Annotated in this window: 14 protein-coding genes; 5 read left to right on the top strand and 9 right to left on the bottom strand. The window is 67.2% G+C overall.

Annotated elements, in window-relative coordinates:
• Window positions 1-112: 112 nt before the first annotated feature.
• Complete coding sequence (gene pheT / locus ACK41U_RS10305) at window positions 113-2500, bottom strand: phenylalanine--tRNA ligase subunit beta (protein WP_409679368.1); 2388 nt, start codon at window positions 2498-2500, stop codon at window positions 113-115.
• 177 nt (window positions 2501-2677) lie between these two features.
• Between pheT and ACK41U_RS10300 the strand changes: the two genes are divergently transcribed.
• Together ACK41U_RS10300 and ACK41U_RS10295 are read left to right on the top strand one after the other, a co-directional pair.
• Window positions 2678-3913: a DVUA0089 family protein gene (locus ACK41U_RS10300; RefSeq protein ID WP_409679365.1), complete on the top strand. Its 1236-nt coding sequence runs from the start codon at window positions 2678-2680 to the stop codon at window positions 3911-3913.
• A 288-nt stretch (window positions 3914-4201) separates the two neighbouring features.
• The gene (locus tag ACK41U_RS10295; RefSeq protein ID WP_409679362.1) at window positions 4202-4510 is read left to right on the top strand and encodes a TM2 domain-containing protein; all 309 of its coding nucleotides are present in this window, start codon (window positions 4202-4204) and stop codon (window positions 4508-4510) included.
• Between the two features lie 162 nt (window positions 4511-4672).
• Here ACK41U_RS10295 and ACK41U_RS10290 read toward each other — a convergent pair whose 3' ends face one another.
• The 8 genes from ACK41U_RS10290 to ACK41U_RS10255 form a co-directional block, all read right to left on the bottom strand.
• Window positions 4673-4867 (bottom strand): hypothetical protein, encoded by a 195-nt coding sequence (locus ACK41U_RS10290; protein ID WP_409679359.1) that lies wholly within the window; start codon window positions 4865-4867, stop codon window positions 4673-4675.
• 325 nt (window positions 4868-5192) lie between these two features.
• The gene (locus ACK41U_RS10285) at window positions 5193-5588 is read right to left on the bottom strand and encodes a hypothetical protein (protein WP_409679356.1); all 396 of its coding nucleotides are present in this window, start codon (window positions 5586-5588) and stop codon (window positions 5193-5195) included.
• A gap of 41 nt (window positions 5589-5629) precedes the next feature.
• A complete protein-coding gene (locus ACK41U_RS10280; protein WP_409679353.1) occupies window positions 5630-6019 on the bottom strand; it encodes a response regulator in 390 nt (129 codons plus the stop codon).
• Between the two features lie 2 nt (window positions 6020-6021).
• Window positions 6022-6882 carry a CheR family methyltransferase gene (locus ACK41U_RS10275; RefSeq protein WP_409679351.1) on the bottom strand — a complete coding sequence of 287 codons (861 nt, stop codon included), beginning with the start codon at window positions 6880-6882 and terminating at the stop codon, window positions 6022-6024.
• Window positions 6879-7337, bottom strand: a complete 459-nt coding sequence (locus ACK41U_RS10270; RefSeq protein WP_409679348.1) for a chemotaxis protein CheW — start codon at window positions 7335-7337, stop codon at window positions 6879-6881. Before ACK41U_RS10270 ends, ACK41U_RS10275 begins: the two co-directional genes overlap by 4 nt.
• A 15-nt stretch (window positions 7338-7352) precedes the next feature.
• Window positions 7353-9434 (bottom strand): chemotaxis protein CheA, encoded by a 2082-nt coding sequence (locus ACK41U_RS10265; RefSeq protein WP_409679516.1) that lies wholly within the window; start codon window positions 9432-9434, stop codon window positions 7353-7355.
• Between the two features lie 14 nt (window positions 9435-9448).
• A complete protein-coding gene (locus ACK41U_RS10260; protein WP_409679345.1) occupies window positions 9449-9817 on the bottom strand; it encodes a response regulator in 369 nt (122 codons plus the stop codon).
• Window positions 9814-10089, bottom strand: a complete 276-nt coding sequence (locus tag ACK41U_RS10255; RefSeq protein ID WP_409679342.1) for an STAS domain-containing protein — start codon at window positions 10087-10089, stop codon at window positions 9814-9816. Before ACK41U_RS10255 ends, ACK41U_RS10260 begins: the two co-directional genes overlap by 4 nt.
• A 160-nt stretch (window positions 10090-10249) precedes the next feature.
• On the opposite strand from ACK41U_RS10255, the gene ACK41U_RS10250 reads away from it, so the two are divergent.
• From ACK41U_RS10250 to ACK41U_RS10240, 3 genes are all read left to right on the top strand, one after another.
• Window positions 10250-11344, top strand: coding sequence for a CheB methylesterase domain-containing protein (locus ACK41U_RS10250; RefSeq protein ID WP_409679339.1), 1095 nt, complete (start codon window positions 10250-10252; stop codon window positions 11342-11344).
• Entirely contained in the window at window positions 11335-11853 is a 519-nt protein-coding gene (locus ACK41U_RS10245) for a chemotaxis protein CheD (RefSeq protein WP_409679336.1), read from the top strand. The genes ACK41U_RS10250 and ACK41U_RS10245 overlap by 10 nt, the downstream gene beginning before the upstream one ends.
• 109 nt (window positions 11854-11962) lie before the next feature.
• The coding region (locus tag ACK41U_RS10240) for a hypothetical protein (RefSeq protein WP_409679333.1) at window positions 11963-12146 on the top strand (184 nt) is incomplete at its 3' end.

The following is a 12146-nucleotide window of genomic DNA, read 5'->3' as shown; positions in this document are numbered from 1 at the left end:
TTCCCCTTGAACGCTGCGGGGCGGCATTTCGTTCAATTCCGACAGCAGAAAAGATGAAAAACATCACGGGGCGGGAAAAATCCGCCCCGTGACGCGACAGTCAGACGCCCGGTCAGCCCCGCAGCACGCCGCCGGTGGCCTTCTGGACCTTGTCGACGACCTTCGCCGCCACGGCCTCGATCTCGGCATCGGTCAGGGTCTTGTCGCCCGCCTGCATCCGCACGGTGATGCCGATGGATTTGCGCCCGTTCTCAAGCCCGGTGAACTGGTCAAACACCGTCACCTGCCGGATCAGCGCCTTGTCGGCGCCGCTGGCCGCATTCACCAGCGTCAGCGCCTCGACCTGAGGATCGACGACAAAGGCAAAGTCACGCTCGACCGCCTGAAACTCGGACAGTTCCAGCGCCGGGCGGGTGGGCGTTTTCGCCTTGGGGAAGGGCACAGCGGCCAGATGGATGGTAAAGCCCACGGCGGGGCCCTTCACATCCATCTCGCGCAGGATTTTGGGGTGGATCTCGCCGAATGTGGCCAGAACCTTGGGGCCAAGTGCGATATTGCCCGACCGGCCCGGATGCCACCAGCCGTCCAGCTTGCGGTTGATCTGAGCCTTTGCGGGGGCGCCGATGGCCTGCAGGATCGCCTCGGCATCAGCCTTGGCGTCATACGGATCCACCTTGCGGCGGCTGCCGAACGGATCGCGCGGCGCGGTCTGGCCGATCAGAATCCCGCTGATGCGCTGGCTCTGCTCTCCCGGCTCACCGCCCTCAAAGACCGCGCCCAGCTCGAACAGGGCGAGATCGGCGAAACCGCGCGCCTGATTACGTGCCGCCGCCGCCAGCAGGCCGGGCAGCAGGTCGGGGCGCAGATGCGTCATCTCGCTGCTGATGGGGTTTTCGACGCGCAGGGCGTCGCTGCCGCCGCCGAACAGCGTGGCCGCCCCCGCGTCAATAAAGCTGTAGGTGACGCATTCGTTGTAGCCGAGCGATGCCGCCATCCGCCGCGCGATCTTTTCGCGGGCCTGCAGGGGGGTCAGGATCGGCAGCGGCACGCCCGCGCGCGGACGCGGCAGCGGCTTGCCCTCCAGCTTTGTCAGGCTGGCGATGCGGGCGATTTCCTCGACCAGATCCGCCTCACCCAGCACATCGGGCCGCCACGAGGGCACATGCGCCATGTCCCCCTCCAGCCGGAAGCCAAGCGCCTCCAGCGTGGCGCGCTGGGTGGGTTCGGGGATGTCCATGCCGACAAGGCTGCTGGTGCGGGTCGGGTCCAGCCGGTAGGCGCGGCTTGTGTCGGGCAGCGCGCCCGCCGTCACCACGTCCGAGGGCTCACCGCCACACAGGTCCAGCACCATCTGCGTGGCCAGATCCAGCCCCGGCAGGGTCGATTGAGGGTCGATGCCACGTTCGAAACGATAGCGCGCATCGCTGTTGATCTTCAGCGCCCGGCCTGCGGCGGCGGTGCTGATCGGGTCGAAATAGGCGGCCTCGATGAACACATCGGTCGTGGCCCCGGACGCGCCCGAGGCTGCGCCGCCCATGATGCCCGCGATGCTTTCGGGGCCATTGTCGTCGCAGATCACCACGGCGCTTTCGGGCAGCGCATAGGTTTTGTCGTCCAGCGCCTCGATCACCTCGCCCGAGAGTGCGGCGCGCAGGGTCAGGTTGCCCGAAACCTTGGCCACATCAAAGACATGCAGCGGACGGTTCAGATCAAAGGTGAAGAAATTGGTGATGTCCACCAGCGCGTTGATCGGGCGCAGACCGATGGCCTTCAGCCGCTTTTGCAGCCAGTCGGGCGAGGCTCCGTTGGTGAGGCCGCGCACCACCCGGCCCGCGAAGAACGGCGCCTTTGCGGCCACCTCGGGCGCGATGGTGACTGCGATCGGGCACGGGAACGCGCCCTCGATCCGGGCCTGCCGCGCGGGTTTCAGCACGCCAAGTCCCCGCGCCGCCAGATCGCGGGCGATGCCGCGCACGCCAAGCGCGTCGGGGCGGTTCGGCGTGATCTTGATATGGACCATCGGGTCGATCTTGTCGGGCGCGTTCTGGGCCAGCCAGTCGACGAAGCGCTGGCCGACCTGCCCCGAGGGCAGCTCGATAATGCCGTCATGTTCCTCGGACAGCTCCAGCTCGCGCTCGGACGCCATCATGCCGTGGCTTTCGACGCCCCGGATGCGGCCCACGCCGAGCGTCACGTCGATGCCGGGCACGTAATCGCCGGGCTTGGCCAGAACCACGGTGATCCCGGCCCGCGCATTGGGGGCGCCGCAGACGATCTGTTTCTCGCCCTCATCCGTCATCACCCGGCAGACGCGCAGGCGGTCGGCATCGGGATGGGGCTCGGCATGGTCGACCCGCGCCAGCGTGAAGGCGCCCAGCTTTGCCGCCGGGTCGCTGATCTCTTCGACCTCAAGGCCAAGATCGGTCAGCGCCTCGGCGATCTGGTCGAGGGTCGCGGTGGTGTCGAGATGCTCCTTGAGCCAGGAGAGGGTGAACTTCATGGCGCTCGCTTTCCGGTTCCGGCCCGCGCGGCGGGCGTGGGCGTGGCTTTTCTGCCTTCAAGCGCGGGCGGGCGCAGGGGTCAAGCACCATCGGCGGAATTTCCTGCGGTGATACTGCTTGCCCGACGGCCCGCAGGGTGCCAGATTGCGCGCGACTCTTTGTGCCAAGGTGCTCGTATGAAACAGTTTCTGACGCTTGCAATCGGCCTTGCCGCCCTGATTCCGCTGCCTGCGGCGGCGGAGGATCCGGGCCCGGTCTGTTCGGGGGTGGCCGCCGACTGGCTGGGCGGAACCTTCGACGGATCGGATATGGCCCGCGCCGCAGACCCCTTGCGACAGGAGGCCGCGACCGGCAGCGGCCAGCATCCTTGGCTGGCCTTTCACATCGCGGAGACCGCGCAGGCCATGCGGATCGAGGCCATGACGATCGGTGACGGCGACCCATCGATCACGCTGTCGACGCCCGATGGCGAGGTGCTGGCCAGCAATGACGATGTGGATGGCACGCTGAATTCGCGGATCGAGACCACGCTGGAGCCGGGCGATTACTGTGTGCAGCTGGTGCCGGTGGGCAATCCGGTGCAGCAGGCGACCGTGCAGGTCAGCCGCATGGATCAGCCGCCGCTGCTGGCGGCGCCGGTCGATCTGACCATCAATGCCTGCACGCCTGACACGCCCGCGCGCGATCTGACCGACGGCCCGCTGGGGGCTGCGCTGGCGCAGGGGCGGGTCGAAGAGACAACCGGCGCCGAGGTCGTGTATCTGCGCTTTACCCTGGATCAGGACGCCTCGATGACCCTGCGTGCGGCCAGCGAAGAGCTTGATCCCTATCTGAAATTGTTCGACGGCACGGGCGCGCTGATCGCCGAGAACGACGATGCCGACGGGCTGAATTCGCGGCTGGATTTCCTGACGCCGCTGGCGGCGGGCGATTACTGCATCGGCATGGCGCCGCTGTCGGCGCGCGAGGGTGACATCACGGTGTCGGCCGAGGCGCTGGACCGCAACAGCTATCTGCGCACCGCATGGCGCAAGGGCGAGATGCCGCCGCCCGCTGATTCGGGCTATCCGGTGCAGGCGCTGGACCTGACGCGCGACCGCGAGACGGTGCTGCTGCATGATGGCAGCGCGCAATGGGTGACATTCGAGATGCCGGCGCCGGGGGTGCTGATCGTGGCCGCGTCCGGGCAGTCGGTGGGCGTGGACACCAAGCTAGCGCTGTTCGGGGCGAATGGCATGCTGGCGGGCGAAAATGACGACGCCAATGGCACCACCGATGCGCAACTGGGGCCGGTCCTGCTGGAGGCAGGACGCTATCGGATGGCGGTGATGGACGTGAACCGGGTGGATCAGCAGGGCGCACCGATCAAACCCATCGGTCTGGTCTTTGACCGGTTCGAGCGCGTCGAATAGCGCGCGGTGCTGTTGCGGCACCGACCGGCGCCGGGCCTGTCGGGGCCAGCAATTGCCGGGTTTTTAGCCTCACAAGGCGCGCACCCCCGCGCGCACAGCATGTGCACAGGGCGTACACCGCTTGCGCGGTGCCGTTGCGCGGTTTTCGGGCCGGGGCGCGTGCCGGGGGCGGGTCTGGATATTTTTATGAAGAAGAAGCTGGGTGGGGGGTGAACTTGCGCGGTGGCTGTGGGTTCTTATCTGAGAGGGCGGGCTTGAGGCCCGTGTCAGGATGAGAGGACGCGGCGAATGGATATGCAGCGCGAATTGCTGATCGAGCAGCGGGTGGCGAATGAGGCGAAATCGCCTCTGGTCGCCTATCTGTTGCTGATTTTCCTGTGGGGCTTTGGCGTTCATCGCATGTATCTGGGGCGCTGGATCTCGGGGCTGCTGATGCTGGCGGTCTGGGCGGTCAGCTGGATGCTGACCGTGGTTCTGGTCGGCTGGATCGGGGTGGGCTTTGTCGCCCTGTGGTGCGTGATCGACCTGTTTCTGATCCCCGCGATGATCCGGGATGACCGCGAGGATATTCGTCGGCGGATGGCGGGCCGGTTCTAGACCGGCGGCCCTGTCTCCGGGGTTGGCCCATGGCCCGGCGGGCGGCGGCCATATCGGGGCGCAGCGTCGCGTCGGGCGGGGTCCTGGCCGCGCATGGCGGCGAGCTGGCGCCAGCGCGGTCAGGATTGGCCATGCGGCCATCACGTTCCATGCGCCTTCGCCTTAGCTGATATGGTCGTCGACCGCGCCCGTTGCCGGTTCGATCGGCGGCAGGGTGATGGCATTGCAGCAGCGGAACATGAGGCCCGCTGCCTCGGTCAGATAGCGCAGCAACTGGGCCCGCCCGGATGCGGGGATGGCACGGGCTAGGCCGATGCCGGTTGCGGCGCGGCAGGGCGGCTGCGATGGCTGGGCCATGGGTGCGGCCGCAGGTCAGGGTCAGGTCCGGCGCCCGGGCGTGGATGATGCCCGGAACCGGCTGGCCGTCCTGGGGACAGGCCGCGCGCAGGCGGGCGGTGGATCAGCACCTCGACGGCGCGGTCGGCAGTCCGGCTGCGCGGCTGGCAGGCGACCGGCGCGATGACGCGGGCATCGCCCCGCTGCCAGACATGGTCCGGGTGGTCGGACCCCGCATGGAGCCGGTCGGGGCAGAGCGCGCGCAGGTGCCTGCCCGCATCGGTCGGCTGGGGCAAGGGGCCGGTCTGGTCGTGGGCGGCGTCGGTCCGGGCAACCGGCGGCTGCGTCACGACCATATTTCGGGCGGATCGTCTGCCGGGTCTGTGGCGGGCAGGTCCCCCACAAGACGCCGCACCTGCGCCCGCATCGTCAGGCAATGCGCCGCCGCGCCCGCGGCACACATGACGTCCGGATCCAGTTGCCGGCAAAGCGCCGAGAGGAAATGCCCCAGCCCCTCGATCCCCTGCCGCGTTGCGTCGACATCCTGCAGCGTCGGCAGCCCCTCGCCGTCGATTTCGCCCAGAGCCCGGCCGATGTCATGTTCGAAGCGCAGCAGGGCCGTGGCGAGAAAGTCGGCCTCGGCGGCCACGCGCGACAAGACCGTGACCAACGGCAGCTCGGTCGCCGCCTGCCCCATCGGCCCGGCGTCCTCCCAGGAGGCCATGTCCGGATATTCGGACATGGCCGGGGGACGGGCCCTGTCCTGCGCCGATTTGCCCCGGCTCATATCAGCTTGCCCGTGACCGTTTCGATGGCCCGCAACAGCGCCTCTTTGGTGAAGGGCTTGGCGATGAAGTTGTTCATGCCGGCGCGCTGGCCGCGCTCGATCAGTTCGCGGTTGGCGGTGCCGGTGATCAGGATGAAGCCGATGCGCTGGGTGCTTTTTGTCTGCCGCAGCGCCTCGAGCAATTGCAGCCCGTCCATGCCGGGCATGTTGTAATCGGAAATCACCAGATGCACGGGCGCCGCCACCAGCTTGCGATAGGCGGCGTCTCCGGCAGCCTCGTACTGCACATTGGAAATCCCGGCCCAGTCGAGCGCCTGTTCGACAAGGGCACGGCTGATGGTCATGTCATCGACCACCATCACATGCAGGTTGGATTTCAGGGGCATGGTCAGGTTCCTTGCGTCGGGACAGTGGGGGCCGCGAGGTCATTGCGGCGATAGCGGGTGGCGCCTGCCAGATCGAACAGCGATGCGGCAGGGCCGTCGATCCGTTCGGAATGCCCGATGAACAGTTCGCCCTGGGGCGGCAAAAGGGCGGCAAAGCGCAGCCACAGCACCCGGCGCGCGTCACCATCGAAATAGATCGCCACATTGCGGCAGAAGATCGCGTCGAAGTGACCCGAAAACGACCACGCCTGATGCAGGTTGATCTCGGCAAAGCGCAGCAATGCGCGCAGTTCGTCACGGGCAAGATAGGCGTCGTCGTCGCGCTGAAAGAACCGCTGCAGGCGGCGGTCGTCCAGCGCCTTGATCTCATCCGGGCCAAAGCGCCCCGCGCGCGCGCGCGCCACGATGACGGGATCAATATCCGAGGCCAGGATAAGGATGTCGTGGCGCGCCGCTTCGGGGAACTGTTCAAGCAGGGTCATGGCCATCGAATAGGGCTCTTCCCCCGAGGAGCAGGCGGCCGACCACAGGCGCACACGCCGACCCTGCCGCGCCGCGGCGATCAGGGGCGGCAGAACCTCGTCTGCGAGGGCCTGAAAATGATGCGCCTCGCGGAAAAAGGCCGTCACGTTCGTGGTGATCGCCGACAGCAGGTGGCGGCGTTCCTCGGCGCCGCCGGTGCCGTCAAGATGGTGGCAATAGGCGCCGTAATCGGGCAGCCGCAGGGCGCGCAGCCGCCGGTTCAGGCGCGCGACCAGCAGGCTTTTCTTGGCCTCGGACAGCACGATTCCGCTGTCGGCATGGATGATTGCCGCCAGCTTGCCGAACTGCGCATGGGTCAGATCTGGACTGGCCGGGGTCACGCCTCGCCTCCCTGCGGTGCGGGCAGAAGCTGGGCGAGGTCGATCTTGCGCAGGATGCGGCCATCGTCAAAGGTGATCATGCCGCTGATGAATTCCCGCGCGGGGTCGGAGGCAATGTCGGGTACGGGCTGCATCGCCTCGTCGTTGACGGTGACGATATCGGACACCAGATCCGCCAGCAGACCCACGACACGGCCCGAATGCATGGCGATGATGACGACATGCCGTGGCGATGGGTCGGCGGCGCCAAAACCGAGGCGGGCGGACAGATCGACCACGGTGACCACCGCGCCGCGCAGATTGATGACGCCCTTCACATAGTCAGGCGCATGCGGCAGAACCGTCGTCGGCGCCCAGCCCCGGATTTCCCGGACAAAGCCGATATCAATGCAGAAATCCTGACCTGCAAGCCTGAAGGCGACGACATCGCCCTTGCCGATTGAATGTTGGGACATGGTCTGAAGCATGCGTCACCCGTTTGCTGCCAGCGCCATCACGGCCCTGCTGTGATCGTTGGAGGAGGACAGCACGATTTCTTCGGAGTCGATGATCAGGGCGATCTTGCCGTCCCCCAGAATCGTGGCCGCCGACACGCCCGGCACGCGGCCGTAGTTCTGTTCGAGGCTTTTGATCACCACCTGCCGCTGATCGAAGATCCCGTCGACGCGCAGCGCGGCGCGCCGCTGGCTGTCGCTTTCGACAACGATCAGCACCCCATCGTCCAGCGACGCCGGCGCGAACCGCAGGCCAAAGATGCAGCCCAGGTCGATGATCGGAATCAGCTCGCCCCGGTTCGACAGCAGCTGGCTGCTTTTGCCGACGCCATGCAGCATGTCGGGCGTCGCCCTGAGGGTTTCCTGAACCGCCGTGATCGGCAGCACCATCGTCTCTCCGCACAGCTCGATCAGCATCCCCTCCAGCACCGCAAGGGTCAGCGGCAGCGCGATCGAGAATGTCGTGCCGGCGCCTTCGACCGAGTGGATCATCACCCGCCCGCCCAGAGACATGATCTCGCGCCGCACGACATCCAGACCGACACCCCGCCCGGACAAAGCCGACACCTCGTTTTTCGAGGAAAAGCCCGGCAGGAACAGCAGCTGGTCAATCTCGGTCGGTGACAGGGTGGCGCCGGGGGGGATCAGGCCGCGATCCTCGGCGATCTGACGGACGCGGGGTCGGTCGATGCCGCCGCCATCATCCGAAACCTCGATCTGGATCCGCCCCGAGCGATGCGCGGCGGACAGGGTGATGGTGCCCTCTTGCGGCTTGCCGCGGCGCTGGCGCGTCACCGAATCCTCGAGCCCGTGGTCGATCGAATTCCGGATCATGTGGGTCAGCGGATCGACCAGCCGCTCGATCACGGTTTTGTCGACCTCGGTATGTTCGCCCACAGTGATCATGCGGACCTGTTTGCCGGTGGCTTCCGCCGTTTCACGCGCGATGCGGTGCATGCGCTGAAAGACCAGCTTGAGGGGCTGGGCGCGGATGGCCATCACGCTTTCCTGAATCTCTCCGGCAAGCTGGCGGATGCCGTCGAGGCCGGCACTGACATCGGGCGAATCGCCCAGACCGGCGGTCTGGATGACCTGCGACAGCATCGCCTCCTTGATGACCATTTCACCGATCATGTTCATCAGGCGATCGACCCGTTCAAGACTGACCCTGATCGTCGCGCCCGCCGCCTCGGCAGGGGCGGATGCGGCGGGCTTTGCCGGTTCCTTCGCCGGTTTCTTCGCCGGTCCGGAGACAGGTGCGGAGGGCGCCGCCGGGACAGGCGCGGGTTCCACCACAGGTTCGACGGTCGCAGGGGGCGCCTCAGGGGTGCCCAGCGGCGCGATCTGCAGCTGACAGCATTCGTCGACGAACTCGAACACGCCGCGGATAACGGCCTCGGACAGATCGCCGGTCAGCCGCACCTCCCAGGCCAGCGAGGGACGATCCGGCGACCAGTCCTCCAGCAGCGGGACCCTGTCGGTGATCAGTGTGACCGCCGCCTCGCCCAGCTTTGCCAGTGCATGCAACAGCGCCGCAGGATCGTTGCCCGAGCGGTAAAGATCAGGTTCCGGCGCAAAACGGATCAGAAATCCTGCCGGGGCCCCGGGGGGGGCGTCGAGATCGAGCGGTTCAAGATCAATCATCATCGGCACGAACTGAAACTCTGCGTCGGAGCTGTCCTCGGGCTGAAGCAACCCGTCCAGCTCGGTCAGCAGCGCCTCGCTGTGGGTGGTGTCGGGCGACTGGCTCTGACGCGCCGCCGACACCAGATCCGAAAGGCAATCGGACGAGCGGTGCATGACCGCCATGACCGCAGCCGATGCATCAAGGCGATCGGAGCGCATCTGGTCCAGGACCGTCTCGAAACGGTGCGCAAAGGTCACGAGGTCGTCCAGCCCGAACGCCGCAGCCCCGCCCTTGATCGAGTGGACGGCCCGGAACACGGCGTGAACCGTTTCCTTGTCGGCATCGGGGCTTTCCATCTGGCGCAGGCCGGTTGCCAGCACCTCCAGCAGTTCGTCGCATTCGACGAAGAACATCTCGCGGAATTCGTCCATATCGTTCACTGAGGCTACCTCCCTAGGACCCTGTCGATCGTCGCGACCAGTTGCGTGTCGTCGAACGGCTTGACGATCCAGCCGGTGGCGCCTGCCGCACGGGCGCGCGCCTTCAGCTCGGCGCCGCTTTCGGTCGTCAGCACGAGGATCGGGACCGTCGCGTAATCGGCGCTGGCGCGGACCGTCTCGATCAGCCCGAACCCGTCAAGATTGGGCATATTGATGTCGGTGATGATCAGGTGCGGGTCGGCGTCAGAGAGGGCGCCGACGCCTTCGACCCCGTCGGCGGCCAGGAACACGTCGAACCCCGCCGGCTTCAATGCCCGGGCGACCAGCGCGCGGATCGTCGGCGAATCGTCGACTGCCAGGATGCGCACGGTCATGCCGGGCCACCGGCGGCGAAGACGGTGCCGTCAGCCCCCAGTCCGGCAAGGTCCGCGCGGGCCTCATCGCCCCAGTCGCGGCTGTCGAATGCCTTGCCATCGGTGGCCCATTGCCGGGCGGCAGAGACCAGCAGTTCAAGGCCGGTCGCAGCGACCCGGCGCACGCCGCCGGCATCCAGCATCACGTCAGAACCGCGATGCGACATGAGGTTTTTCCAAAGCTCGTCCACGGACTTGCGGTCAAGCGTTTCTGGCAAGGTCAGGGCGAGCACGGCGATTACCTCAGGATGGCCACAACCCCCTCTTCCTAGCAGCCAATGCTTAAGAAAGGATTTCCCCCCGCCCTTTCAGATGTCGAATAAATAACTGAAACGCAGACACTTTCTTAACCTTTCTCGGCGACAGTCCAGCCATTGACGTTGGAGGGTCGTGGTGTCCGAGCCGGTAATTCTGATCGCAGACCCGAACGGGCCGCGCCGCAATGCGATCGTGCAGATACAGTCGGGCGCGGGCGCGTTCCGCGTGCTGGCCAGTGCGACGCTGGGCGACACCTACCGCATGGTCGAGGCGCATATGCCCCAGCATCTGCTGGTGGCGGCCGAGCTGGCAGAGCTGCCCGATTTCGACGCGCTTGCGGACATGATCTGCCTGATCGGCGCCGCGCTGTTCATCTATGGCGAAGAACGGCGCCCGCTCTCGGCAAAGGTGGCGGCACTGGCGCAGCGGATCAGCGGCGCCGAATCGGTGGCACCAGCGGCCCGTGCGCGACCCGACGCATCCCTGACGCCGCCGGACAAGGCTGGCCCGTCGAAGGCCCCCACAGGCGGCGTGGCCGCAGTCAGCGTGGCCGCAGACAGGGGCGCCACAGTCAGGGTCGCCACAGTCAGGGCCTCCGCCATGCCCATCCCGGCGCTGGCCGGACGCGGCCCGGTGGACAGCATCATCTGTATCGGTGCCTCGACCGGCGGCATCCCCGCGCTGGAAACGGTTCTGGCGACGTTTCCCCCCGATTGCCCGCCGACACTGATCATCCAGCACATTCGCCCCGGCTTTGCCGAGGGGCTGATCCGCAGGCTGAACGGCGCCTTCGCGCCGCAGGTCGTGGCGGCGACCGACAATCAGCCGCTGGAACGCGGCACGATCTGCCTTGCAGCCTCGACCGAGCATCACCTGGGCCTTGTGCCATCGGGGCTGCCACGCCTGCGCCTGATCGCGGGCGCGCCGGTGTCCGGGCATCGCCCGTCGGTCGATGTCCTGTTCGCGCAGGTGGCGGCACTGGCGGACCGGTTCAGCGTCAGGGCGGCCCTGCTGACCGGCATGGGCGCGGACGGCGCCGAGGGCATGTGCGCGCTGCGGGCCGCCGGGGCGCTGACGATCGCGCAGGATCGCGAGAGTTCGGTCGTCTGGGGCATGCCGCGGGTGGCCGTCGAACGGGGCGGCGCCACCGAGGTTCTGCCGTTGACACGGATCGGCAGCGCACTGCTGCGGGCCGATCCCTGTGGCAAGAGGCAACGGGCATGGGGGTGACAGAGCCAAAGGTCATTCATGTGGTTCAGGGGGAACATGCCGTGTCGGACCGGCCCGAGGCGGTGATCACCACGGTCCTTGGCTCTTGCGTGTCCGCCTGCATCACCGATCCGGTTCGCGGGATCGGCGGGATGAATCATTTCCTGTTGCCCGATGGCGGCGGTGATCCGCGCGACAACCGCTATGCCGCCGCGGCGATGGAAATTCTGGTCAATGCGCTGCTGCGCAAGGGGGCCTCGCGCGCGCGGATGCAGGCCAAGCTGTTCGGCGGCGCGCGGATGATGCCGGGTCTGCCCGATATCGGCGCCCGCAACGCCGAGGCCGCCCGCTGCTTTCTGCGCGATGAGGGCATCGCCCTGATCAGCGGTGATCTGGGCGGGGCACAGGCGCGGCGCATCCGTCTGTGGCCGGTTACGGGACGGGTCCAGCTTCTGGTTCTTGCGCGCACCGAGCCGCCGCCCCGCGAGGCGCCGCTTGCCCCGAGGGTTGGCAATGTCGAACTGTTCTGACGCCCCGGCGCGCCCCTTCCCGACCTTGGCCGGTCGCCCCGGCCGGTGCGGGCGCAGTCGCTGCAAACGGCAGGCTGCGGACCCACGCCCTCCAACCGGAGACATGAATATGGCACCAGCTTTCGCCGCTCTGGCCTTGTCCGGGATCAGACGCCGCGGCCTCTATGCGATTACCGGGATGCTGTGGGTGCTGACGATCATCGTCGCACGGTCGGCACTGACCGGGACCCCGACCGCGCCCGGCATCGCGGGCTGCATGGTCGCGCTGGCCCTGATGTCTGCCGCATGGGTGC

The sequence above is a fragment of the Paracoccus sp. (in: a-proteobacteria) genome, assembly GCF_046289755.1.
Taxonomy (GTDB): Bacteria; Pseudomonadota; Alphaproteobacteria; order Rhodobacterales; family Rhodobacteraceae; genus Paracoccus.
Note: the sequence above shows the minus strand (reverse complement) of the source record. Positions and strands in the feature narration are given on the sequence as shown.